At 66.9% G+C, this 24607-nt stretch carries 16 protein-coding genes; 11 read left to right on the plus strand and 5 right to left on the minus strand.

The genetic code is table 11. The annotated features are described in order from the left end of the window. The first annotated feature begins 35 nt into the window (after positions 1-35). Positions 36-2774, plus strand: coding sequence for a preprotein translocase subunit SecA (secA, locus tag ARTB_RS14425; protein ID WP_028276005.1), 2739 nt, complete (start codon positions 36-38; stop codon positions 2772-2774). Between the two features lie 242 nt (positions 2775-3016). Here secA and ARTB_RS14430 read toward each other — a convergent pair whose 3' ends face one another. Together ARTB_RS14430 and ARTB_RS14435 are read right to left on the minus strand one after the other, a co-directional pair. Continuing rightward, positions 3017-3502, minus strand: a complete 486-nt coding sequence (locus ARTB_RS14430; RefSeq protein WP_243181195.1) for an Rv3235 family protein — start codon at positions 3500-3502, stop codon at positions 3017-3019. A 150-nt stretch (positions 3503-3652) separates the two neighbouring features. Then, positions 3653-4462: a LysM peptidoglycan-binding domain-containing protein gene (locus tag ARTB_RS14435; protein WP_243181196.1), complete on the minus strand. Its 810-nt coding sequence runs from the start codon at positions 4460-4462 to the stop codon at positions 3653-3655. A gap of 180 nt (positions 4463-4642) precedes the next feature. Here ARTB_RS14435 and ARTB_RS14440 point away from each other — a divergent pair, with 180 nt between their 5' ends. Next, on the plus strand, positions 4643-5212 hold the full coding sequence (locus tag ARTB_RS14440) for a hypothetical protein (protein ID WP_243181197.1): 570 nt from the start codon (positions 4643-4645) through the stop codon (positions 5210-5212). 14 nt (positions 5213-5226) lie between these two features. Here the strand turns inward: ARTB_RS14440 and ARTB_RS14445 are convergent, their stop codons facing one another. Next, positions 5227-5448 (minus strand): helix-turn-helix domain-containing protein, encoded by a 222-nt coding sequence (locus tag ARTB_RS14445; RefSeq protein ID WP_018775212.1) that lies wholly within the window; start codon positions 5446-5448, stop codon positions 5227-5229. A gap of 151 nt (positions 5449-5599) precedes the next feature. Between ARTB_RS14445 and ARTB_RS14450 the strand changes: the two genes are divergently transcribed. From ARTB_RS14450 to ARTB_RS14465, 4 genes are read left to right on the plus strand one after another with little or no spacing between them, the layout of a single operon-like run. Continuing rightward, positions 5600-6244, plus strand: coding sequence for a hypothetical protein (locus ARTB_RS14450; RefSeq protein WP_243181198.1), 645 nt, complete (start codon positions 5600-5602; stop codon positions 6242-6244). Continuing rightward, positions 6241-7560, plus strand: coding sequence for an AAA family ATPase (locus tag ARTB_RS14455; RefSeq protein WP_243181319.1), 1320 nt, complete (start codon positions 6241-6243; stop codon positions 7558-7560). Before ARTB_RS14450 ends, ARTB_RS14455 begins: the two co-directional genes overlap by 4 nt. A gap of 57 nt (positions 7561-7617) precedes the next feature. Continuing rightward, entirely contained in the window at positions 7618-12465 is a 4848-nt protein-coding gene (locus ARTB_RS14460) for an NAD-glutamate dehydrogenase (protein ID WP_243181199.1), read from the plus strand. 36 nt (positions 12466-12501) lie between these two features. Then, positions 12502-13971 carry a sensor histidine kinase gene (locus ARTB_RS14465; RefSeq protein ID WP_079552959.1) on the plus strand — a complete coding sequence of 490 codons (1470 nt, stop codon included), beginning with the start codon at positions 12502-12504 and terminating at the stop codon, positions 13969-13971. 139 nt (positions 13972-14110) lie between these two features. Here ARTB_RS14465 and ARTB_RS14470 read toward each other — a convergent pair whose 3' ends face one another. Beyond that, positions 14111-14359 carry a WhiB family transcriptional regulator gene (locus tag ARTB_RS14470; RefSeq protein WP_003804966.1) on the minus strand — a complete coding sequence of 83 codons (249 nt, stop codon included), beginning with the start codon at positions 14357-14359 and terminating at the stop codon, positions 14111-14113. A gap of 404 nt (positions 14360-14763) precedes the next feature. Between ARTB_RS14470 and ARTB_RS14475 the strand changes: the two genes are divergently transcribed. Further along, complete coding sequence (locus tag ARTB_RS14475) at positions 14764-15159, plus strand: hypothetical protein (RefSeq protein ID WP_243181200.1); 396 nt, start codon at positions 14764-14766, stop codon at positions 15157-15159. On the opposite strand, the gene ARTB_RS14480 is transcribed toward ARTB_RS14475, so the two are convergent. Next, complete coding sequence (locus tag ARTB_RS14480) at positions 15127-19521, minus strand: FtsK/SpoIIIE domain-containing protein (protein ID WP_243181201.1); 4395 nt, start codon at positions 19519-19521, stop codon at positions 15127-15129. The two genes, ARTB_RS14475 and ARTB_RS14480, sit on opposite strands and share 33 nt — an antisense overlap. A 289-nt stretch (positions 19522-19810) precedes the next feature. On the opposite strand from ARTB_RS14480, the gene glf reads away from it, so the two are divergent. From glf to ARTB_RS14500, 4 genes are read left to right on the plus strand one after another with little or no spacing between them, the layout of a single operon-like run. Then, positions 19811-20998, plus strand: coding sequence for a UDP-galactopyranose mutase (gene glf / locus ARTB_RS14485; protein ID WP_028276014.1), 1188 nt, complete (start codon positions 19811-19813; stop codon positions 20996-20998). Beyond that, positions 20995-22992: a glycosyltransferase gene (locus ARTB_RS14490; protein ID WP_243181202.1), complete on the plus strand. Its 1998-nt coding sequence runs from the start codon at positions 20995-20997 to the stop codon at positions 22990-22992. The genes glf and ARTB_RS14490 overlap by 4 nt, the downstream gene beginning before the upstream one ends. 1 nt (position 22993) lies before the next feature. After that, positions 22994-23875: an ABC transporter permease gene (locus ARTB_RS14495; protein ID WP_223916140.1), complete on the plus strand. Its 882-nt coding sequence runs from the start codon at positions 22994-22996 to the stop codon at positions 23873-23875. Then, positions 23876-24601 carry an ABC transporter ATP-binding protein gene (locus ARTB_RS14500; protein ID WP_243181203.1) on the plus strand — a complete coding sequence of 242 codons (726 nt, stop codon included), beginning with the start codon at positions 23876-23878 and terminating at the stop codon, positions 24599-24601. It abuts the gene before it with no gap. The last annotated feature ends 6 nt before the right edge of the window (positions 24602-24607 follow it).

The following is a 24607-nucleotide window of genomic DNA, read 5'->3' on the forward strand; positions in this document are numbered from 1 at the left end:
AGAATTCGGCAGCTTGAGACTGGGAGCAACTTCACGTGGCATCACTTATCGAAAAACTTCTCCGCACGGGTGACAAAAAAACCCTGCGGCAACTGCGGAACTATGCCGATTCCATCAATGCCCTGGAGAGCTCCTTCCAGACCTTCACGGACGCCGAGCTCCGTGAAGAAACTGACCGGCTGCGCGAACGCCACCAGGCCGGCGAGAAGCTCGACGATCTGCTGCCCGAAGCGTTCGCGGCCGTGCGCGAGGCCTCGTCCCGTACCCTCGGCATGCGCCACTTCGATGTCCAGCTCATGGGCGGCGCCGCCCTGCACCTGGGCAACATCGCGGAAATGAAGACCGGTGAAGGCAAGACCCTGGTGGCCACCGCTCCGGCCTACCTCAACGCCCTCACCGGCAAGGGCGTCCACGTCGTCACCGTGAACGACTACCTCGCCGAATACCAGTCAGACCTCATGGGCCGCGTCTACCGCTTCCTCGGCCTCACCAGCGGCTGCATCCTGTCCAACCAGGACCCTGCGCTGCGCCGCGAACAGTACGCCGCGGACATCACGTACGGAACGAACAACGAATTCGGCTTCGACTACCTGCGCGACAACATGGCGTGGGACAGCTCGGAACTGGTCCAGCGCGGCCACCATTTCGCCATCGTCGACGAAGTGGACTCGATCCTCATCGACGAGGCCCGCACGCCGCTCATCATCTCCGGTCCGGCCCAGGGGGACACCAACCGCTGGTACAGCGAATTCGCCAAGGTGGTCACACGCCTGCAGGCCGAGACCGACTACGAAGTCGATGAGAAGAAGCGCACCGTCGGTGTCCTCGAGGCCGGCATTGAAAAGGTCGAGGACTACCTCGGCATCCACAACCTCTACGAGTCCGCCAACACGCCCCTGATCGGCTTCCTGAACAACGCCATCAAGGCCAAGGAGCTGTTCAAGCGCGACAAGGACTATGTCATCCTCGACGGCGAGGTGCTGATCGTCGATGAGCACACCGGCCGCATTCTCGCCGGCCGCCGCTACAACGAAGGCATGCACCAGGCCATCGAAGCCAAGGAAGGCGTCGAGATCAAGGCCGAGAACCAGACGCTCGCCACCGTGACGCTGCAGAACTACTTCCGCATGTACGACAAGCTTGCGGGCATGACCGGCACGGCCGAGACTGAGGCCGCCGAGTTCATGAGCACCTACAAGCTCGGCGTCGTCGCCATCCCGACCAACCGCGACATGACACGGATCGACCAGGCCGACCTCGTCTACAAGAACGAGACCGTCAAATTCGACGCAGTCGTCAAGGACATCGCCGAACGCCACGAAAACGGCCAGCCTGTCCTCGTCGGCACCACCAGCGTCGAGAAGAGCGAATACCTCTCCCGGCTGCTGGCCAAGGAAGGCGTCCGGCACGAGGTCCTGAACGCCAAGAACCATGCCCGTGAAGCGTCCATCGTGGCCCAGGCAGGCCGCAAGGCCGCCGTCACGGTCGCGACCAACATGGCCGGCCGCGGTACCGACATCATGCTCGGCGGCAACGCGGAATTCACCGCCGTCGCCGAAATGGCCAAGCGCGGCCTGGACCCGGAGGAGAACTCCGAGGAATACGAGGCCGCGTGGCCCGAGGTGTTCGAATCCGCCAAGCAGTCCGTCAAGGACGAACATGAGGAAGTCCTGAACCTGGGCGGACTCTACGTGCTCGGCACCGAACGGCACGAGTCCCGCCGCATCGACAACCAGCTCCGCGGCCGTTCCGGACGCCAGGGCGACCCCGGCGAGTCCCGGTTCTACCTCTCCCTGACCGATGACCTGATGCGCCTGTTCAACTCCGGCGCGGCCGAGCGGCTCATGAACAGCTCGGTGCCCGACGACGTCGCACTCGAATCCAAGCTCGTCTCGCGTGCCATCGCCTCGGCCCAGGGCCAGGTGGAAGGCCGCAACGCCGAACAGCGCAAGAACGTGCTGAAGTACGACGACGTCCTGAACCGCCAGCGCGAGGCGATCTACGGTGACCGGCGCCGCATCCTCGAAGGCGATGACCTCCACGAGAAGGTCCAGTACTTCCTGGAAGACACCATCAACGCCTTCATCGACGAAGCCACAGCCGAGGGCACCGGCGATGACTGGGACTTCAACCTCCTGTGGTCCAACCTCAAGACCCTGTACCCCGTGAGCTTCACCCCGCGCGACGTCATTGACGAGGCCGGCGGCAAGTCCCGGATCACGACCGAGTTCCTCCGGGAAGAGATCCTTTCCGATGCCCGTCTGGTCTACCAGGCCAGGGAGCAGGCGATTGGCTCCGAGAGCATGCGCGAACTCGAGCGCCGGGTGGTCCTTTCCGTCATCGGGCGCAAGTGGCAGGAACACCTCTACGAGATGGACTACCTCAAGGAGGGCATCGGGCTGCGCGCCATGGCCCAGCGTGACCCTCTGGTCGAGTACCAGCGCGAGGGCTTTATCATGTTCCAAGCCATGATGGAGGCCATCCGCGAGGAGAGCGTCGGCTTCCTGTTCAACCTCGACGTCGAAGTGACGCCGGCCGAAGACGTTGTGGTGGCGGACGCCGAGGGCCAGCACACCGAACACCACGAGCCGCAGATCCATGCTGCCGGGCTCGAAGCCCCGGAGAAACCCGCGCAGCTGCAGTACACCGCCCCTGGCGAGGACGGTGCCGCCCAGACCCGGATCGAGGCGAAGGTCTCCGGACGTTCGGGAAACCCGGCCAAGGCCGCGGCGCAGGACATCGGCCGCCGCGCTGCGAAGAAGAAGCGGCGCTAGGCACGAAGCCAACACGGGAGGACCGGAGCATTTGCTCCGGTCCTCCCGTGTTTGCGCCTCCTTTCCCTTACATGCCGGGCATTCCCTTGCAGACCGGGCCCGGTTCCGCAGGTTCCTGCCTTCGGCCGGCTACTGGCTTCTGCCGGTTCTCTGCCTCTCTTTTCTCTTTTGCCGGCTTTCTGCGGACTCCCTGCTTGTTTTGTGCGGACTCTCTGCCTGTTTTGTGCCTGCGGCCGTGCCGTTCAGCCAATCTCCAGCACGGTGACGCGCCAGGCCGCCGTGCCGCGCTCCAGCCGCAGCGCGACCGCGCGAACCCGTGATTCCTCGACCACCACCGCGCTGGCCTCGTAGACGTCATCTGACACGCGGCAGGCCCGGACGGACCTGACGGACGGGTTGCGGTGCAGCCTGCCTGCCGTTGGCGAGCTGCCGGAGGCAACCCGGCGGGTCAATGCGGCTCGGTGCTGCAGGGCCGCCAGGCAGCGCGGGTCCAGGCGCCGGGAGAGCTGCTGTGCGGGCCTCGTCCCGGCCAGCACTTCGATCGCCGCCTGCACGGTGCTCCGGGAAATCGCACAAATCTCGCGGGCCTCGTCAACAACGCGCAGCGGCGGTGGGGCCGCAGTGGCGTGGTTGGCCTGTGGTGTTGCCGTGCCGGACACAACCCGGAGGGCGGGGGCGTGCGGGACGGGGGTCGCCGCGGCTGAGCGGATCCCGGTGACTGCGTTCATGTCGGTTCCTTTGCTGATGGCTGGTGCGGGTGGCTTGCGGCTGATGCGGGTGGCTGGAACCGGGCGAATCTTCCGACCGGCTTGTCCTGTGGCCTTCGGTGGGCCGGGGTGGGGCCGGAGTTGCGGCCCGGCGTGTGGTGCGGCGGCCCCCTAGCGCGGCGGCGGGAGGACCAGGACCTGTCCGGGCCGCAGGAAGTGCGGGTCGGCTCCGATAGCGTCGCGGTTGCCCGCATAGAGCCGGGGCCACTCTCTGGCGATGTCGGCGTCGGAAGCCAACGGCCCCAGCGCCGCCGCGGCGATGCTCCACAGCGAATCGCCGGACCGGACCGTGACCTCCCTGCGGGCGCCGGGGAAGTCCTGTGTGCGCACATGGCGTGCGGCCAGGGGCCCGGCATCCACGATCGGGCTCAGCGGCTTCCACCGCGGATCCAGCGCGGAACCGGCTCCCGGCCCTTGTGGCTCAGGTGCCAAGGCCTCCCCGGGTGACGGAGTCCAGGATGCCGATACCGCTGCCGGACCGGGTCTTTCCGGTCCGGACCCGCCAGGCGCAGTGGCCGCGCTGGCCAGCGGCGCCGTCAGCAGCTGCAGTCCGACGGCGGCGAGCACCAGCCGCCGCATGAACGCCGGGCTGAACCGGGCCGTGGCGGCCGCCGCGCGCGTCCTGCCGAGGCGGTCCAGCAGTGCCGCCGCGACGGCGAAAGCGAGCGACATCACCCACCAGGTGATGACAATCAGCCCGGACGTATTTGCCACGATCCCGAGCTGGTCCTCGAAGGACAGCGACTGCCGGTGTGCCGAGCCGGACTGCCAGCGCTGAATCAGGAAACTTCCCGTAGCTGCGAGGAAGATCCCGAGCAGCAGGATGGCGGCGGCCATGGCGGCGTCGGCCCGAACTGTTTGTCTCGGCAGGGGGACGGGCAGGGGCCGGTCCCCGGGTTGCGGCGTCGCTGTCCGGTCCATGGGTTGTTCCTCCAGTCGAAATTAATATCGTTTGATGGTGTTTGATGTCATTTGATAACTTTGTAGTCTGTTTAACGAAGTCTGATCCTGTTGTGCTCGGTTTGTCTAGACGCAGCCGGAGCCTGTGGATAGGGGAGGCCTCGGATTGACCAGTGCGGGAGGGCCGCCTACGCTGGCGCCATGCGGTGGGACGCGTTGTTTGAGGACATGGAGGCACAGTTGGCCGCCCGCCAGCGGCTGGAATTAGAGGCTGAAATAGCCGAGCGTGCACTCGTGGACTCTGCGGGAGTGCAGCTCGCGGACCGGCTCCGCGGGTCCCTCGGGCTCAGTATCCGCGTGCATTTGTCCTCGGGGCGGGCGTTCGAGGGAGTGCTGAGCCACGCGGGCAGCGAGGCCCTGGTCCTTGATGAGCCCAAACATCAGGTACTCATTCCCTACGCCGCGGCCGCGCACTACGGGGGTCTTTCGCGGGTGGCGGTCTCCGAACCGTCAATCGTCCGCCGGCGGCTCGGTTTGGGCAGCGCCCTCCGGGGACTCGCCAGGAACCGTGCACGGGTGACGATATTTGCCGGTCACGGGAGGGCAGACGCGGGGCTCCACGGCATCATTGACACGGTCGGCAGGGACTTCCTGGACCTGGCCGTGACACGGGACGGCCGGGAACGGCCTCCAGCGAACGCCCGGCAGGTGATTGCCATCCCCTTCGGCGCCCTCGCGGGCATCAGGTCCGTTGCTGCCGCGGGCGGCTAATCAGCCCGCCGGGTTCAGCTTCCGGCGGACTTCGCCTTGGCCTCTTCGATCATGCGGCTGGCCTCGGCATAGCGCTCCTGGATGTACTGCTCGAGCATCTTTTCCTCGACGCGCCACTGGCCGCGTCCGCCCACCTGGATTGCCTTCAGCTCGCCGCTGCGAACGAGCGCGTAGGCGGCCGGAGAGTTGATCTGGAGCTGCTCGGCAACGTCAGCGAGAGTCAGGAATCGGGGCATGAATCCATTTTGCCACCGTTGGGGCCTACTGGTGCCGTTATCCACAGTTTGTGCCTGTTTGGCCCCGGATCTTCCACCCGGGCGGCCCGGGCGCAACAATGGGGGTGCCCGGCATCCGGGAATGGACGGCGACGACAGGGGGAGCGGACGCATGAGTGGAAGCGCGGCAGCCGAAGGGGCCCGTTTGAAAAGGCCGTCCTGGAAAGACCCCCGGCTCCTCGTCGGAATCCTGCTGGTCCTGGCATCCGTGGTCGGCGTGGTCTCGCTGGTCGGTGCCGCGGACCAGACCACGGAAGCGTACGCAGCGCGGGAGCCGATCGCCGTCGGTGAGACGCTGACAACCGACAAGCTGCACCGGGTCAAGGTGCGGCTCGGCGAGGTGGAACAGCGATACCTGACCCCGGAGTCCGGCCTGGATGCCGGACTTGTGGCCGTGCAGCGGATCGGCAAGGACCAGCTGCTGCCGCGTGAGAGTGTCGGGCAGCTCGACGGGCTGGACCGCAAGCCCGTTTCCGTCACCGTCGAGGAGACCCTTCCCGCCCAGGCCGTGGCGGGCTCGCGCGTGGATGTCTGGGTGGCCTTGCCGGATACCCGCAACGGCTTCAGCGAGCCCTCCCTGCTCCTCTCCGGCGCCGAAATTGCCCAGATCACCCCGGGCAGCACAGCCCTGGGCTCCTCCCGTTCCACGGTGGTCATGGTGCTCGTCCCCGACGCCCAGATGCCCAAGTTGCTGGGGGCCCAGGCCAACAAAGCAAAGATCGCGGTCGTGTGGAACCCGGGCGGTACCTCGCGATGAGCATTCCCGTGGTGACTGTGGGGGACTCCCGCGATGACCTGGTCGGCGGACTGGAGCGGCTGCACGGGCCCGTGTCCGTTGTCCGGCGGTGCAGCGAGCTGGCGGAACTGCTGGCCGCCTGCCAGAGCGGGTTGGCCCGCGCCGCCGTCGTAGCGGCCGGCAGCGAAGAGCTGACGGCCTCGCTGGTGGACCGGCTGTCCGCCGTCGGCGTCGTCGTCATCGCCTTGACCGACAATCCGGAGGAAACTGTCCGCCTGCGGACCATTGGCGTGGCAGCGGAAGCCCGGGCCGTTGACGCCGCGGCCCTGGCGGCGCGGATTTCCGCAGCGGTGGCGCAGCTCAGTGGCACCGGAGCGGGGCCGGGGCCGGCCGCGGGTGACAGCGCCGCGTCCGTCGCCGCCGCAGGGCAGGTGCCGCGGTCTTCCGGGGCGCAAACCGTCACCGCAAGCCCAGGCGCGAAGGGCCGGATCATTGCGGTCTGGGGTCCGGCCGGGGCGCCGGGCCGGACCCTGGTGGCCGCCAACATCGCCGGGGAGCTGGCCGCGGAAGGCCATTCCGTGCTGCTGGTCGACGCCGACAGCTATGGTGCCAGCGTGGCCGCCCTCCTGGGTCTGCTTGACGAGGCCGCCGGGCTGGCCCAGGCCTGCCGGCTGGCAGACCAGGGCTTGCTTGACGCCGAGGCCCTGCTCAGGATCGCCACGACCGTGCCGACCAAGGCCGGCGCGCTGCGGGTGCTCACCGGGATTACGCGGGCGGACCGCTGGACGGAACTGCGCGCCGCGGCCCTCACGCTGGTGCTGGAGCGGGCCCGGGAGATTGCGGATGTCACTGTCGTGGACACCGGCTTCTGCCTCGAAGCCGATGACGAGCTTGGCTTTGACAGTGGCGCGCCGCACCGAAACGCCGCGACCCTGCGAAGCCTGGAGCTGGCCGACACGGTCTTTGCCGTCGGGGCGGCGGACTCCATCGGGGTGCCGAGGCTCGTCCGCGGCCTCGCCGAGCTTCAGGCGGCCGTCCCGCAGGCGGCGCCGCAAGTGGTCCTGAACAAGGTCAGGACCTCCGCGGTTGGGCGCTCGCCCGAGCGCCAGCTGCGGGCCGCCTGGGAGCGGTACGGCCCCTCGGCGCCGTTGTCGGCGTTCCTGCCCTCCGACCCCGCGGCGAGCGACGCCGCCCTCCTGTCCGGGGCACTTTTGCTCGAATCCGCCCCTGAATCCGAGTTGAGGCACGCGATCGCCATTTTGGTTTGTGCACCTGCCCAGCGAAATAAGAAATCCTTTGTCTTTTCTTCTACAGCACGACGCCGGGCAAAGGGTTAGGGTCAACGTAAGGGCCGCAAAGAGGCGGCTGTGAACTTCTTTTATGGAGGCGTTTCGATGTCGTCTGGGTCCAGCGTGGAGGATCAGCCCGTCTCGATCGGTAGCAGCGAAAGCTACCTCGGGGATTACTACGAGCACCTCGCGGAGGAGGATTTCCGGGCCTATCCCCAGGAAGTCCTGACGGCAAGGACCGAAACCCACCGCCAAATCGCGGCGACGCGGAAGCCAGGCATCGCAAACATCGCCCTTCGTGACGAGGCAGACTGCAGCGTCCTGTACATCGTCACCGACGATATGCCCTTCCTCGTGGACTCCGTCAACGCCGAACTGGTCCGGCAGAACGCGCCCATCCACCTCGTGCTGCACCCACTTTTCGTAGTGACCCGCAACCGGGAGACCGGCAACCTCGTCAAGGTGGCCCGCGTCCCCTCCCACCTGGGCATCTCCAGCGGTGACACGGCGGCCATGCCGAACCTCTCCCACCTGATCGCCGAGGGCGACAACGCCTCGCACATGGAATCCTGGATCGCCGTCGAGATCGACCTCGTCGACGAGGAGAAGCGCGCGGAGCTGGTCAAGGGAATCTCCCGCGTGCTTGGCGACGTCCGCGCCGCCGTCGAAGACTGGCCGAAGATGCGCACGAAAGCCCTTGAAATTTCCGCGGATCTGGACCGGGTGGCCAACCGAGCGCAGATTGCCGAGCTGCGCCAGGCCCAGGACCTGCTCCGCTGGCTCGATGACGGGAACTTCACCTTCCTCGGTTACCGCGAATACGACCTCGTCAACGAATCCGGCGAGGATGTCCTGGAACTGCGCGAGGAAAGCGGCCTCGGCCTGCTCCGCGCCGGTGCGGACACCCGCCAGGTCCAGCACCTCACCGAGGCCGGCAGGAAGAAGGCCCGCGAGAAGCGCGCGCTCGTGATCACGAAGGCGAACTCCCGCTCTACCGTGCACCGCCCGGCGTACCTGGATTACATCGGCGTTAAAAGCTTCGACGCCGCCGGCAACGTCAACGGCGAACGCCGCTTCATCGGCCTGTTCGCCACGACCGCCTACGCCGGTTCCGTCCGCGATATCCCCGTAGTCCGGGAGAAAGTCGCCGCTGTTCTCAGCGACGCCGGCTTCCCGCCGGACTCGCACTCGGGCAAGGACCTCCTCGGCATCCTTGAAACCTATCCGCGCGATGAGCTCTTCCAGATCGAAATCCCGGACCTCGCCGCCATCGCCACCGGCATCCAGCGGCTGCAGGAACGCCGCCGGACGCGGCTCTTCCTCCGCCCCGACATCTACGGCCGCTTCATGTCCGCCGTCGTCTACCTGCCCCGCGACCGCTACACCACCAACGTCCGCCTGCGCATTGAGCAGGAACTGCGGGAGACCTTCAACGCCGTCTCCATCGACTACGAGGCGCGCATGACAGAGTCCGCTCTGGCCCGCCTCTTCTTCCGGATCCGGCTGCCCAAGGACGCCGACGTCAGCAACGTCAACAGCGACGAACTGGAGAAGCGCCTGGTCCGGGCCGCCCGTTCCTGGGGCGAAGGCATTTCCGAAGTTCTGCGCGCCCGCGGCGACGGCGCCAAGGAACTGGCAGCGGTCTGGGCCGAGGCGTTCCCGGCCGGGTACCGGGTGGACTACGAGATCGAAGACGCGCTGCAGGACATCGACCGCTTCGAAAAGTACGGTGCCGCGGCCGAACGGGCCGGCGAAGCCGTCAAGGAGCACCCCGGCGTCCACGTGTACCTCCCCGACGGCGCCGGAGCCACACTGGAAGAGGACGCCCGGGTCAAGCTCTACATGCTGGAGCCGAAGAGCCTGAGCCAGATCCTGCCGTACTTCCACAACCTCGGGCTCGAGGTCCTGGACGAGCGCCCGTTCGAGATCGAGACCGCGGATCACCGGGACTTCTTCCTCTACGACCTCGGCCTCAAGTACCCCGCCGGCGTGGATCCCCAGGCCACCGGACAGTTGCTGGGCGAGTTCTTCGGCGCCGCCGTGACCGGCGCCGTGGAATCCGACAGCTTCGACCGGCTGGTACTGCGGGAGGGCATGCACTGGCGCCAGGTTGTCGTACTGCGCGCTTACGCCAAGTACATGCGGCAAATGGGCAACACCAACTCCTTCGGGTTCCTGGCTGACACCCTGCTGGCGAACCCGGACGTCACCCGGGGACTCAGCGCCCTGTTCACTGCCCGGTTCGACCCGGCGCTCAGTGACTCCGGCCGCGTGCTCAGGGAGGTAGAGGTCCTCGCCGGACTGGATGCAGCGATCGAGCAGGTCGCGACCCTCGATGCCGACCGCCTGCTGCGCACGTTCAAGAACCTGATCCAGGCCACGCTCCGCACGAACTACTTCCAGAACAAGCCCCACATGAGCTTCAAACTGGATCCGTCCCTGATCGAGGGCCTGCCCTTCCCGCGGCCGATGTTCGAGATCTGGGTCTACTCTCCCCGGGTCGAGGGCGTGCACCTGCGCTTCGGCAAGGTGGCCCGCGGCGGCCTGCGCTGGTCGGACCGGCGCGAGGACTTCCGCACGGAAATCCTGGGCCTGGTGAAGGCGCAGACCGTCAAGAACGCCGTCATTGTTCCGACGGGCGCCAAGGGCGGCTTCTACGCCAAGCAGCTCCCGGACCCCGCGGCAGACCGCAGCGCCTGGATGGCCGAAGGTGTTGAGAGCTACAAAACGTTCATCCGCGGACTCCTGGACATCACGGACAACCTGATCGTGACGCCCGAGGGCGAAACCGTCCGGCCCCCGGCCGACGTCGTGCGCCATGACGACGACGATTCCTACCTTGTGGTCGCGGCCGACAAGGGGACGGCGTCCTTCTCCGACATCGCCAACGGTCTGGCCGGCGAATACGGCTTCTGGCTCGGGGACGCCTTCGCCTCCGGCGGCTCCGTCGGCTACGACCACAAGGCCATGGGCATCACCGCCCGCGGCGCGTGGGAGTCGGTCAAGCGCCACTTCAGCGAACTGGACCTCGACACCCAGGCCGAGCCCTTCACCGTGGTGGGCGTCGGTGACATGTCCGGCGACGTGTTCGGCAACGGCATGCTGCTCTCCAAGCACATCCGCCTGCTGGCTGCCTTCGACCACCGGCACATCTTCCTCGACCCCACCCCTAACGAGGCAACGTCCTACGCGGAACGCCAGAGGCTCTTTGAACTGCCCCGGTCCTCCTGGGATGACTACGACAAGTCGCTCATCAGCGAAGGCGGCGGCGTCTTTGCCCGGCAGGCCAAGTCGATCCCCGTGTCCGCGCAGGTCCGTACCGCCCTCGGCCTCCCGGAGGGCACCACGGAACTGAGCCCGCCGGAGCTCCTGCGCGCCATCCTCCTAGCCCCGGCCGATCTGCTTTACAACGGCGGCATCGGCACCTACGTCAAGGCCAGCACCGAAACGAATGCCGAGGTCGGCGACAAGGCCAATGACTCCATCCGCGTTGACGGCCGCGAACTGCGGGTCAAGGTGGTTGGGGAGGGCGGAAACCTGGGGATGACCCAGCGCGGACGCATCGAGGCCGCGCTGCAGGGCGTCATCCTCAACACGGACGCGATCGACAACTCGGCCGGCGTCGACTGCTCGGACCACGAGGTCAACATCAAGATCTTCGTGGACCGGATGGTAGCGGCAGGCAAGCTTGAGCCCGCCGAGCGTGCGGACTTCCTGGCCTCGATGACCGACGAGGTCGGCCGGCTGGTGCTTGAGGACAACATCGACCAGAACATCCTGCTCCTCAACGACCGGATGCGTGTCTCCGAATGGAGCCCGAGCTACGAACGGCTCATGGACTGGCTGGAAAAGTCGGCGGACCTCAAGCGGGACCTCGAGGCCCTGCCCACCACGGACACGCTGCGCGAGCGCCTGGAACAGGGCCAGGGGCTGACCTCTCCGGAGCTGTCGGTCCTGGCCGCCTACGCCAAGATCGAACTTGCCACGGCTTTGCGCGACAGCGACCTCGCCGATGACCCGTGGTTCCGCATGACGCTGCGGGCCTACTTCCCGGAGCAGCTGCGGGAGAGGTTCGACGCCGAACTGGACACCCACCCGCTGCGTCGGGAGATCATCGCGACCGTGGTTGCCAACGACATGATCAACCTCGGCGGCATCACCTTCGCCTTCCGTGCCATCGAGGAAACCTCGGCCACGGAGGCCGCCGTCGCCAAGGCGTTCGTGGCCCTCCGCGAGGTCTACGAGCTGGACATCATGGTCAAGGAACTCAACGAACTGCCGGCGTCGTTCCCGACTGAACACTGGAGCACCGTCCACCTGGACATCCGGCGGCTGCTGGACCGCGCCGTCCGGTGGCTCCTCGGCCAAGGCTCGGCGTCCCGTCCGATCGCCGAGATCGTGGCCGAATTCAAGCCGCTGATGGATCCCATGCGGGCCCGGCTGCTCGACTACCTCCGGGGCGACGACCGCGCCCGCGTGGCCGAATGGCTGGAGAAGGCGCGCAGCTGGGACCTTCCGGAAGACCTGGCCCACCGCTGGGCGGAACTGTTCGAGAGCTTCGTGCTCCTGGACATCGCCAAGATCGTCCACGGCAGCAAGGAATCCGTGGCCGATATTGCCCACGTGTACTACACGGTCTTCAACCGCTTCCATGCAGATTCCCTGCTCGAACGCATCACCAAGCTGCCGAGGGAGGACCGCTGGCAGGCCCTGGCCCGCGCAGCCCTTCGCGATGACCTCTACTCCACCGTCTCGGACATGACGACGGCCGTGCTGGAGTGCACCCCGGCCGGGACTCCCGCCGAGGAGCGTCTTGCTGTCTGGGAGGGCCAGAACGCGGAGCAGCTGGGCCGGGCGAAGTCAATGTTTGACGAGGTCAATGCGCTCGAGGCGGACGACATGGCCTCACTGTCGGTAGCATTGAGGCTCTTGAGGTCAATCGTCCGACGCTAAGGGGCAGCCGTCCCTGGCGTCGCAAATGGAGGTGCTGTGGCAATCTTTACGGACCCAATCAGGGAACATGCTGATTTTGGCCCGGGGGATGCCGAATGGCTGCATCTCCTGGTCGGCGACTGGCAGATGGTCGCCGACCTCGCGTTCGCCGACCTGGCCCTGTGGTTTCCGCACCCGGAGTTCGGCTATGTGGCACTGGCCCACGTCCGCCCCTCCACCACGCACACGGTGTTCCACGCCGACTTCGTGGGGGAGGGGATCCGGTCGGACCTGCAGCCGCTGGTCGACAAGGCGTGGGAGAGCCGCGCGATCGAACGCTCCAACGAGACCAACTGGAGCAGCGACATGGCCCTGCGGGTCGAGGCGGTCCCGATGGTCCGCAACGGCCGCACCCTGGCGATCGTGACCTCCCATATGGACCTGTCGAGTTCGCGGATGCCGTCCCGGCTCGAGCTCACCTACCGGCAATGCGCCTACGATTTGCTGCGCATGGGCACCCTGGGCCTGTGGCCGGACTTCGCGTCGCCCACAGGCTCGCGCCGCGGCGCGCCCCGTGTGGGTGACGGTTTGATCAGGCTCGACGCCGAGGGGATCGTGCAGTATGCCAGCCCCAACGGGGTCTCCGCGTTCCGCCGCCTCGGCGACGGCGAGTCCCTCGAGGGCCGGTCCCTCGCCGAGGTCACCGCCGGGCTTCTGCGGGACCGGCGCATGGTCGATGAAACCCTGCCGCTCGTCGTCACGGGCCGGATGCCGTGGCGCAGTGAAATCGAGTCACGCGGCGTGAGTCTTTCGCTGCGCGCGATCCCGCTGCGCGACGAGCAGCAGCGGTTCGGCGCCCTGGTCTTGTGCCGGGACGTCTCGGAGCTGCGCCGCCGGGAGATGGAGCTGGTCACCAAGGACGCCACGATCCGCGAAATCCATCACCGGGTGAAGAACAATCTGCAGACTGTCGCCGCCCTCTTGCGGATGCAGTCGCGGCGCATGGTCAGCGACGAGGCCAAACAGGGGCTCGAGCAGGCCATGCGACGGGTGGCGACCATTGCCCTCGTGCATGAGACGCTCTCGCAGGGCCTGACCCAGAGCGTCGATTTTGACGAACTCATCGGCCGCCAGTTCAGGCTCTCTGCCGAGGTCGCCTCGCCCTCGCAGCAGGTCAAGACACAGCGTTCCGGCCTCTTCGGCGAACTGCCGAGCGACTTCGCCACCCCGTTGGCCCTGGTCATCAACGAGCTGGTCACGAACGCCGTCGAGCACGGGCTGGAGGGGCGCACCGGTACCGTCTGGCTCGTCGCCGACCGGTCGGAGAGCGAGGACGGGGATGAACTTCTTACCGTGACGGTGGAGGACGACGGCGTCGGACTGCCGGACACGCCGTATGTCGAGGGCCTGGGCCTGCAGATTGTCCGCACGCTGGTCATGAGTGAACTTGGTGGCACCATCCACTGGCAGGGAAGGGACGGCGGGGGAACCGCCGTCCAGATTGTCCTGAGCCTGACGCCGCGCTGACAGCCTGACGCCGGGGGCACTGATGCCGGGCGCACCGGCTTAAACGGGCAATGGCCGCGGACCTGTGGGTCCGCGGCCATTGCTGCAGGGTCGTGCGATCGTTGCCGGCACCGTAGCTATCGGTGCTTGGGCAGCAGAATCAGGAGGCGCGCCGTGCCCTTGCTGCGCGGCGCTTGAGGGCGCGGCGCTCGTCCTCGCTCATGCCGCCCCACACTCCGGCATCCTGGCCGGACTCCAACGCCCACTGCAGGCAGGTGTCCACGACCGGGCAGCGCCGGCAAACACTTTTCGCTTCCTCGATCTGCAGGAGGGCAGGGCCGGTGTTTCCTACGGGGAAGAACAGCTCCGGGTCCTTGTCAAGGCAGGCTGCGCGGTTACGCCAATCCATGCTGATCAGTCACTCCATTCCTGGGAACTCGTTAAATGCCTTTGTGAAATTATTCACTAGAGGCTTCATAAGAAAAGGGCCCATTGGGGCCCCCTCGGTCATCTGGATTAAGCGTGTCATGTTAACGCTGTGTAAACAAGGGGTAATAGAGGCCAAGATGCCTCGAGACCGTGAGCGATGCATCACATTCAGTGGCGGCGTCCTCACATCTAGTCGACTATGTCCGGTAGTGTGCCAGTGTGTCAAGGCCCCCTGTGAACCCTGAAGATCCCCGTGAAAATGCCGGCGAATACCCCGGTGAGAATCCCCGCGAAACCCCCGGTGAGAGTCTCCCTGAAAATGCCGGCGGGCCTCCTGAAGCAAATTCGCTGCCGAATCCGGGCGTAGCCCCTGGCGGTGGCCCTGTGCGGCCCCGGGGAATTGTTGTCATCGCCGTGGTCGTGGCACTGGAAGCCACGGCGCTGCTCGTGGCGGCCGTCTGGTACGGGACACAGCTTCTGACCGGGGCGCCGGTACTCTCTTTTTGGGGTGCCCTCTTTACGCTCTGCCTGCTGCTGGCCTTCTCCGTGTGGCTCTTTGCCGTCGCCCGCTTCCTGCTGCGGGGGTTCCGCTGGCCGCGGGCCGGTGCCCTCGTGGCCCAAATCTTCGTGCTGACCATTGGCTTCCCCACCCTGACCGGCGGCTATCCGTTGGCCGGACTGACCATGCTGGTCCCCGCTGTGACGGCGATCGTGCTTCTGTTCGACAAGCGGGTCATAGCGTTCGCCTCACGGGCAGCCGGAGCCCCTCCCGCCCTGTAGAGGTCCGTCCCGTGCGGCGTGCCGCCCGGGGGAGATGTGGTCCGGGCCGCCGTCGGCGCGGAGGAGTTCCGGGCGGACGGCCGGGCGGAGCGCGGCCAGCTGGACCGGCGTCGCGCGGCCGTCGGAAATGACGACGGCGCGTCCCGGCGGAGGACTGTGCTCCGGTTCGAACCGGACCCCGAACGGCTCACTGTCCATGAACCCCCGCGGACGTATCAGGACCGCCCGCCCCTGGCCGCGCGCGATGGCAGCGAGATCCACCCGTTGCCCAAAGCCCGGGCCAAATCCCGCGGTGAGGATCACCCTCCAGCCCAGGCTGTTCAGGGACGTCAAGGCCCTGTTGGCCTCGGGTGAGAGCAGATCGGCGTCGTCTGCGAGCGCAATCGCTGTCCGGTCCAAGGTGCCCGCGAGTGCGCTGGCGTGGAGCCCGGACCAGTACTGGCCGGATGCGGTTCCCGGCCGTGGCGCGAGCCAGGCGCAAGCAGGATTCATCCCCGGCAGTGCAGCCAGCAGCGTGCTTTTTCCCGAGCCGGGGCCGCCGAGGACCGCGAGAACGCCGCCGGAGGGCAACTGAATCCCCTGCGGCCGCAGTTCGTCGCCGCCGACCCCGAGGACCAAAGCAACCGCCGGGACCGGGACATCCGCCGGGCCGGGCATGGCGCCGGGCCCGGCAGCAGGCCCACGAGTCCTCCGCCCTGGACCGGAGCCGCACCGGGCCAGCACCTCGTCCACGGTCACCGACCCGGGCAGCGCGTCCACCCGGAAGGGCCTCGTCGACACGGCCCCACTCGTGGGACGCGGCCCGCCAGCGGCCGCTGGTTCGAACAGCTGGGCGGCGTGCCCGGTCGCAAGAGGCGTGGGAACGAAGGCGCCGAACACGGCCACGCGGCCGGGGACCGGTTCCAGCGCCGGAAGCCGCGGCCATGCGAGGCGGCCTTCGTCGGTAGAGCCTAAAGGGAAGAAAATCCGGTTGGGCAGGCCAGCGAAGAACCTCGCGGTCACCAGCTCACGCCCGCCGGAGACGAGGACAGTGATCCCTGCCAGGGAACCGTCCCGCACGATGTCGTGAACGAGGTCTTCTGCCCAGGCCAGCGGCCCGGACCGGAATGCCGAAACCCAGGCGCCCCAGCCGCTGACCACCAGAACCAGCCCGGGCCGCGGCCGGCCCGCAGGGGCACCCAGCCGTGACGTGGCTTCTTCGGCGACCCGCCGCAGCACCCTGGCAGCCCGGCGCACTTCGTGCAGGCCGGCTACGGCGCCGACCCGGGATTCCGCTGCGGTGCCGCTGAAGGCGCCGGCGGCGTCAAGTATGTACAGGTGCGACTCCACCCTGCCGGCCAGAAGCTGCTCAACTGCGAGGGCCAATATTCGGTCCCCGGCGCGGGTTTCAGCGCCGACAAGGCCCAGATGCCCATGGCCGGCGGGACTCCAGCCCAGCTCCGTGACGCGTTGGAGTTCCGGCAGGTCCACCCGCCCCAGCCGGACTATGTACCGCCCAGCGGGCCCGGAACCTGGGTGCGGCAGCAGGGCGGGCAGCGGATCTGCCACCGGCCGACGGGGCCTTCGTGTGCCGAGACCCTGCCACACGGCCGCAGCGGCGTCGATCAGCGCCGCCGCACCCTGCGCCGGAGCCAAGGCCGGAGTCAGGGCCGGAGCCGGAAGCGGTGCCAGGACCGCGCCGTCGTCTGCTTCGCGTCCGGTGGAGCCGTCGGCCCGGAAACCGGCGGCTGCCGGTGGCCGGGTCAGCTCGTCCGTGGCCGTGCGAACCGTGACCGTCCCGGGTGACCGCGGGTCGGCCCGGGGCGTCAGGGTGGCCGTCTGGAATTCCTCCGGAGCTTGCGCACCGCGGATCAGGAATGCCCGCCCGGGGCGTGCGATGGGAATCGCGGCCGCGAGCCCGGAGCCCATCACGTCATAGGATTCGGGGCCGGACTGGACCCGGAGCGCGATGCATGTGGTGACGTTGGCCCTGATGTCGGCGTTCAGGGCTCCCTGCGGGCGCTGGGTGGCCATGATGAGGTGTATCCCCAGTGACCGGCCGATGGCGGCAATTCTCATAAGCTCGGCGAGGGCGCCGGGCGCTTCGTCCACCAGGATCCTGAACTCGTCAACGATGATGACCAGAGAGGGGACTGGCGGTCCGGCGGCCGGTGACGCCTCGTAGGCCGCGAGATCCGGGGCATTGGCCCGGGCGAGCAGTTCCTCCCTCCTGCGGACCTCGGCCCGCAGGGAAACCAATGTGCGCTCTACCTGCGCAGCGCCCAGATCGGTCAGCATGCCGACGCAGTGCGGGAGGCCGGTGAGTGGGCCCAAGCCGGAGCCGCCCTTGAAATCTATGAAGAGCAGGTTGACCCGGTCCGGCGGATGGCTGGCCGCGAGGCCGGCGGCAAGAGTCCGCAAGAACTCCGACTTTCCGGAACCCGTGGTCCCCGCGACCAGGAAGTGCGGACCGTCAGCCTTCAGGTCGATCCGCACGGCACCCCGGACCGCTGCGCCGACGGGCGTACCCAGCCCGGCCTCCGCGCCGCTCCGGGACCAGCGCCGGGAAATGTCCTGTGCAGCGAGGGGAAGGACGTCTGACAGGCTGCAATGATGCGGGATGACCGGCGGGGGAGTCGCCGGCGTACGCCGTGCGGCACTGAACCCACGGCAAAAGCGGTCAAAGACCTCGGCCGGGACCAGATCCGGCACGAAGTCCACGGGCGGGGACCCAGGCCTGATCAGGGCGCCGCGCCGGCCGAGGACAATGCCAGGGTGTACGCCGGAACCGGGCTCCGGCGAGCACTCGATCACCCTCCATCCGTGCGCCGCCGCCATTGCCCTGAATGGCGGGCCGGCTCCAGCAGCGCCCGGACCGGGCGCGGCACCTGACTGCGCCGGAGTGTTCCAAAGAATGAGGACACCGCGGTCGAATCCTTCGCCATGAACCGGAGGACCGCCTGGTCCGCCTGGATCGCCTGGTCCGCCTGGATCGCCGGGACCGCCAGGGCCGCCGGGGCCGCCGGGACTGCCGGGACTGCCGGGGCCGCCTGAACCGCCGGGGCCGCCGGGATCGCCGGCCAGCACGGCCGCAGTGGTGGCGTCGTTCGCGGACAGTGTGACGCCGGGCAGGAAGCGCGCCGGCAACGGCACCGTGTCCGCCGGGCCATGCAACAGCAGTCGGGTGCTCTCCGCCAGGGGATAGGCGGCCAGTTGCAGGATGAACGAGCGCATCAGTCCGGCCGTCGCGGGCGCGGGGCCGTGGACGGTCAACACCGCCGGGACCGGGTCCAAGGTCAGGGGCACCTGGCCGAGCGGCGGTGGCCGAAAGCCGGCGTCGGGTGGTTCGGGCCGGATGTTCGCGCTCTGTTCCGCCAGCCCGAGCCGCAGGCAGATGTCCGGCGGCTCCCCGCCAGGCGCACGGGCTGTGGGGGGCACCGCAGCCGCGCAACCAATGGTCAGGTCAGCCGCGGAGGGTGCGGCGTGCCGGCGTCGTTCCCTGTCCTGCAGGGCGGCCCCCGCCACAGCGGCCTGGAACTCGCGGCGCTGGCGGCGGCCCGAAAGAAACGGGACCAGGACGGACACGCCAGAGACTGCGGTGAAGGCCAAGAACATCCACATGCCGGTGAGAAATGCCAGGCCGACGCCGACCAGGAGCGGCAACACCGCGGCCAGCGCCATGGCGGCCCGGTGGCCTGGGGCGGCGGTGCCGCGGACGACCAGCGGCGCGGCCACGCTGGAGCCTGCCAGCGACGTCACGGCGTCCGGGGCAGCACGGGGCACACCCGATGGCCAGAGCCGGAGCGAGATAGTGGAGTCGCCGCAGCGGATCGAGGACGCCGTGGTCACCGGGGCCTTTCGCACGCTCCGGCCATCGACGCTGGTGCCGTTCGCACTGCCGAGGTCCATGATCGTGACGTCCGAGTCCGCCACGTCCAGGCGCGCGTGCTCCCGGGAGAGCGCGGCATCAGGGATCACGACCTCGGTGCCGGCGCGTCCGATCCGGAACCTTCCCCGCCGCAGGGCGACAAGCGTGCCCGCGCCGGGACCGCTGTCCACGGCGAGCAGCAACGTGGCAGCGTGCCGTTGGCCCGGCCCGGAGCGGAATGCCGCGCCCGATCCCGTCACGAGCCCAGCACCCTCAACCAGCACAGCACCCTGGACCAGGGGAGGCACGCCAACGGTCATGACGGCGACCGGAGCTCCCCGGACCGACAGCTCACCGGTCCCGTAGCGCCGGGCGACGGCAGCCTCCAGGTCCGCGCCCGGGCACGGGTCGGGGACCTCGACGGAGAGCTCAATGAGCTGCCCGTCCGGCGTCGTACCGGCTGCGGGGGCGCGCTGCATCAGGCTGCTGGGCGCGAGAGTGCAGTGGTAAATCATCCGCGGCATCCTTTCCGAGCGGCCGTCCGGTTCCACGGGTCCTGTTCCACGGGTCCGGTTCCACAGTAGGGAGACTCCGGCCCGGCAGTGCCGGGGAAAATGATCCATGTGGAAAACGCTTCGGAGCGGCGCCGCTGCCCCCGCCATGCGGGGCTCCCGGACCCGTGACGGGGGTGGCATCTGATCGCTGGGCCAGCCGCGATTCGCCGGTACCCACAGGGTCTCAGGTAGGCTAGACCAGCAGACAATGCACAACATTGCGCTGCCCGCATTCGAACCAGGAGAGTTTGTGACCGCTGACCTCGTCATCGTAGGGTCGGGCTTTTTCGGCCTGACAATCGCAGAACAGGCCGCCACTGAGCTGGGCTTGAAGGTAGTCGTCATCGACCGCCGGCACCACATTGGCGGCAACGCCTACAGCGAAAAGGAAGAGCAGACCGGCATTGAGGTGCACCGCTACGGTGCCCACCTCTTCCACACGTCCAACGACCGCGTGTGGGAGTACGTGAACCGCTTCACGACGTTCACGAACTACGTCCACAAGGTCTACGGCGTGCACAAGGGCGAGGTCTACTCCCTGCCCATCAACCTGGCCACGATCAACCAGTTCTTCCGGGCCAACCTCACCCCCGGGCAGGCCCAGGAACTGATCAAGGAGCAGGCCGGCGAACTGGCCGGCACCGATCCGCAGAACCTGAACGACAAGGGCATCCAGCTGATCGGCCGCCCGCTCTACGAGGCGTTCATCAAGCACTACACCGGCAAGCAGTGGCAGACGGATCCGAAGGACCTGCCCGCGGGCATCATCTCCCGCCTTCCGGTGCGCTACAACTACGACAACCGGTACTTCAACGACAAGTACGAGGGCCTTCCGACCAACGGCTACACGGCGTGGATCGAGAAGATGGCCGAACACCCCAACATCGAGGTGCGGCTCAACACGGACTTCTTCGATGAGTCCCACGAGTACAGCAAGGGCAAGGTGGTCGGCAACGTCCCGGTCGTCTACACCGGGCCTGTTGACCGCTACTTCGACTACGCCGAAGGCGATCTGTCCTGGCGCACCATCGACTTCGAAGAAGAAGTGCTCGACGTCGGGGACTTCCAGGGCACGTCGGTAGTGAACTACAACGACGAAGACGTTGCGTACACCCGCATTATCGAGCCGCGCCATTTCCACCCGGAGCGCGACTACCAGACGGAGAAGACCGTCATTATGCGCGAGTTCTCCCGTGCCGCGGAGAAGGGCGACGAGCCCTACTACCCGATCAACACGCCTACGGACCGCGATCGGCTCCTGAAGTACCGCGACCTGGCCGCGGCCGAGCAGGATGTCCTCTTCGGCGGCCGCCTTGGTACCTATAAGTACCTGGACATGCACATGGCGATCGGCTCGGCCCTGACCATGTTCGACAACAAGATCCGCCCGCATTTCGAAGGCGGCGCAAAGATTGAAAGCGGAGGAGTGGACGCATGAGCGCCGCAACCGACAACCAGGTAGATTCCGCCCAGCAGTGGGACACCCTGCAGCGGGTCATCCTGCCCAACGCCAGCCAGATGGACACGGTTCCCCTGTACATGGACATGGGTACCGCGACCGGCATCCAGCTTCCTACGGTCGGCAGCGGCGACGGCAAGAAGGCCCGGGCACAGTCCTTCAGCAGCTCCACCAAGGAAGCCCACGTTGAAGACTTCCTGTCCCGCAGCTCCACCAAGGTCCGTTCGGGGGAGCGGGTATCGTTCGGCAGCTACTTCAACGCCTTCCCGGCGAGCTACTGGCGGCGCTGGACGTCGGTGGACAAGGTCCGGCTTCAGGTCCGCACCCAGGGCGCCGGATCCGTCATCGTCTACAAGTCCAACGCCCGCGGGTCCCTGCAGCGCGTCGACACGCGGCGCGTCGAGGGCTCGGCGGAGAACACCTTTGAGCTGTCCCTTGCGCCCTTCGGCGACGGCGGCTGGTACTGGTTCGACCTCGTGGCGGGCTCCGAACCGCTTGTCATGGTCGACGCCGAATGGCAGGGCCCCGCTGTTGAGAGCACGCCCGGGTCTGTCACCTTGCAGATCACGACGCTGAACAAGACCGACTTCTGCCTCAACAATCTTCGGCTGCTGGCCGAGAACCCCGATGCCCTCAAGCATGTCCAGGAGATCCTGCTGGTTGACCAGGGCACGCAGAAGGTTGAGGACGCGGACGGTTTCGCCGAAGTCCGTGAATCTCTTGGCGGCAAGCTGCGGATCATCAACCAGTCGAACCTCGGCGGCTCCGGCGGCTTTGCCCGGGGCATGTTCGAGGCCGTCGAAAACGGCAGTGACTACGTCCTGCTCATGGACGACGACATCGTGGTTGAGCCTGAAAGCATCATCCGCCTGCTCACGTTCGCGGACCGCTGCAAGACGCCGACGATCGTCGGCGGCCACATGTTCGACCTCTACAACCGGACGGTTCTCCACACGTTCGGCGAGGTGGTCAACCCCTACCGCTTCCAGCCGTCATTGCCGAGCGAGGACATGGTCCTTGGGCATGATTTCCTGTCCTCGAACCTGCGCCAGACCTCCTGGCTGCATCGCCGCTGCGATGTGGACTACAACGGCTGGTGGATGTGTCTGATCCCGACCTCGGTTATCCGGGAAATCGGCCTCTCGCTTCCGCTCTTCATCAAGTGGGACGACTCGGAATACGGGCTGCGCGCCAAGGCGCACGGCTTCCCGACAGTTTCCCTGCCGGGTTCGGCCGTATGGCATGTTTCCTGGATCGACAAGGACGACCTCGTGGGCTGGCAGGCCTACTTCCACGCCCGCAACCGGATCGTGGCGGCGTTGCTGCACAGCCCCTACGAGCACGGCGGCCGCGTGGTGCGCGAATCGCAGTATGCGGACATCAAGCACCTCGTGTCGATGCAGTACGCGACCGCGCACGGCCGCGGCTGGGCGCTTGAGGATGTCCTCAAGGGCCCGACCGACCTGCCGGACCTGCTGCCCTCGAAGCTGCCCGAGATCCGGAAGATGATGGCCGGCTACTCGGACTCGATTTTCCAGGCCGACGCGGACGATTTCCCGACGCCCAAGATGGACAAGCCGCCGCGCCGCGGGCACGGCGTGTCGCAGCCGTCCAGGGTCACCCTCCTTCCCTGGGCCGCCAAGACGGTCGCACGCCAGTTGTTCCGCCCGGTCACCAAGACGAGTGCGGAACGCCCGCAGACCAACATTGCGCACCAGGACAACCGCTGGTGGCGGATCGCGCAGTTCGACAGCGCCATCGTCTCCAACGCCGAGGGAACCGGCGCTTCCTGGTACAAGCGGGACCCCAAGCGCGTGAGGGAAATGCTCACCGAGAGCAGCCGCCTGCACGCTGCCCTGCTCAAGGACTGGCAGTCGCTGAGCAAGCAGTACAAGGCGGCGATGCCGGAGCTCACGTCCCTGGATTCCTGGAAGAAGATCTTCGAAGAACACACCCAGAGCGAAGTGAAATAGCGTGACAACCACGATTTCCGGGGAATTGACCCGCCCGGGGCTCGGTGGTGGATTTCGGGATCTTCGCCAGTCCAGTTTTCTGCTGAAACTGCTGGTCCGCAAGGAACTGAAAGTCCGCTACCGCGGCTCCGTTCTGGGACTCCTCTGGTCCTATGTGAAGCCCGCTGTGCAGTTCCTCGTGTTCTATGTGGCCCTGGGCGTCTTCCTGGGCCTGGAACGCAGTGCACGGAACCCGGACGGCCTCTCGAACTATGCCGTGTATCTCTTCTCCGGAATCGTGCTGATCAACTTCTTCTCTGAAGCCCTCGGGAACTCCGCGCGATCGATCGTGAACAACGGCAACCTGATTAAGAAGATCTATCTTCCCCGGGAGCTGTTTCCGGTGGCGTCGGTCTGGGTCTCGGCCGTGCATTTCTTCCCCCAGCTCGTTGTCCTGGTGATCGGATGCGTCGTCGCCGGGTGGCACCCGGACGCCTTCCAGCTCCTGGCGGCGGTAGGCGGATTCGCCATTGTTGGCTTCCTGGCCACCGGGCTCGGGCTGTTGTTCGGGGCCGCCAACGTGTACTTCCGTGATTCGGAAAACCTCGTTGACATGCTCCTGATGGTGGCGACCTGGGCATCGCCCGTCATGTACTCCTGGACCATGGTGGAAGCAAAGCTGGGACCCGGGCTCTTCGCCCTCTACCAGGCAAACCCCATCACGGTCGGCGTCGAGTTGTTCCACTATGCCTTCTGGTACCCCACAACTGACGGTTCCGCCGCGATGCCGCCGAACCTGTTCAGCCTGTGGCTGCCGGTCGGCATGATCATCTCGCTGGTGGTCCTGGCACTGGGACAGCTAACTTTTCGGCGGCTTGAAGGCCGCTTTGCCCAGGAGCTCTAAATGGCCAACGCGATTGAAGTGTCCAATGTCAGCAAGGAGTTCGTGCTCCGCCACACCCGTTCCATCAAGGAGGCGGTTGTCTGGCTCGTGAAGGGCCGCAAGGGTGATCTTTCCAAGAAGTTCCACGCCCTGAAGGACGTCTCCCTGATGGTGGAGACGGGGGAGACCGTGGCGCTGCTCGGCCTCAACGGCTCCGGCAAGTCCACCCTGCTCAAGCACATCTCCGGCGTGATGCTCCCGGATTCCGGCAGCGTCTATACACGCGGCCGCGTGGCCGGGCTGATCGAGGTCGGGGCGGGTTTCCATCCTGACCTGTCCGGCCGCGACAATGTGTACCTCAATGGAGCGATCCTGGGGATGACGGAGAAGCAGATCAACGAACGCTTCGACGCGATCATCGAATTCTCCGAGATCGGCGAATTCATCGACACGGAAGTCAAGTTCTATTCGTCCGGCATGTACCTGCGCCTGGCGTTTTCCGTGGCAGTCCACACTGATCCCGAGGTCTTCCTGATCGACGAAATCCTCGCCGTCGGTGATGAGCCGTTCCAGCGCAAGTGCATAGCCAAGATTCAGGAACTGGCCCAGCAGGGCAAGACGCTGGTGGTTGTCAGCCACGACCTTGACCTGGTGTCGCGCATCTGTTCCCGGGGTGTCTATCTCGAGCATGGCAACGTATTATTCGACGGACCTATTCATGAGGCCGTTGCCCGCCTCCGGGCGTAGGCGGTA

Origin of the sequence: Arthrobacter humicola (assembly GCF_022803015.1) — a bacterium.
GTDB lineage: Bacteria > Actinomycetota > Actinomycetes > Actinomycetales > Micrococcaceae > Arthrobacter > Arthrobacter humicola_A.

Bases quoted from the DNA above. Each gene is read 5' to 3' on its own strand.
- ARTB_RS14430 (WP_243181195.1), bottom strand. From the start codon at position 3,502: ATGAACGCAGTCACCGGGATCCGCTCAGCCGCGGCGACCCCCGTCCCG.
- ARTB_RS14435 (WP_243181196.1), bottom strand. From the start codon at position 4,462: ATGGACCGGACAGCGACGCCGCAACCCGGGGACCGGCCCCTGCCCGTC.
- ARTB_RS14440 (WP_243181197.1), top strand. From the start codon at position 4,643: ATGCGGTGGGACGCGTTGTTTGAGGACATGGAGGCACAGTTGGCCGCC.
- ARTB_RS14445 (WP_018775212.1), bottom strand. From the start codon at position 5,448: ATGCCCCGATTCCTGACTCTCGCTGACGTTGCCGAGCAGCTCCAGATC.
- ARTB_RS14450 (WP_243181198.1), top strand. From the start codon at position 5,600: ATGAGTGGAAGCGCGGCAGCCGAAGGGGCCCGTTTGAAAAGGCCGTCC.
- ARTB_RS14455 (WP_243181319.1), top strand. From the start codon at position 6,241: ATGAGCATTCCCGTGGTGACTGTGGGGGACTCCCGCGATGACCTGGTC.
- ARTB_RS14460 (WP_243181199.1), top strand. From the start codon at position 7,618: ATGTCGTCTGGGTCCAGCGTGGAGGATCAGCCCGTCTCGATCGGTAGC.
- ARTB_RS14470 (WP_003804966.1), bottom strand. From the start codon at position 14,359: ATGGATTGGCGTAACCGCGCAGCCTGCCTTGACAAGGACCCGGAGCTG.
- ARTB_RS14480 (WP_243181201.1), bottom strand. From the start codon at position 19,521: ATGATTTACCACTGCACTCTCGCGCCCAGCAGCCTGATGCAGCGCGCC.
- ARTB_RS14490 (WP_243181202.1), top strand. From the start codon at position 20,995: ATGAGCGCCGCAACCGACAACCAGGTAGATTCCGCCCAGCAGTGGGAC.
- ARTB_RS14500 (WP_243181203.1), top strand. From the start codon at position 23,876: ATGGCCAACGCGATTGAAGTGTCCAATGTCAGCAAGGAGTTCGTGCTC.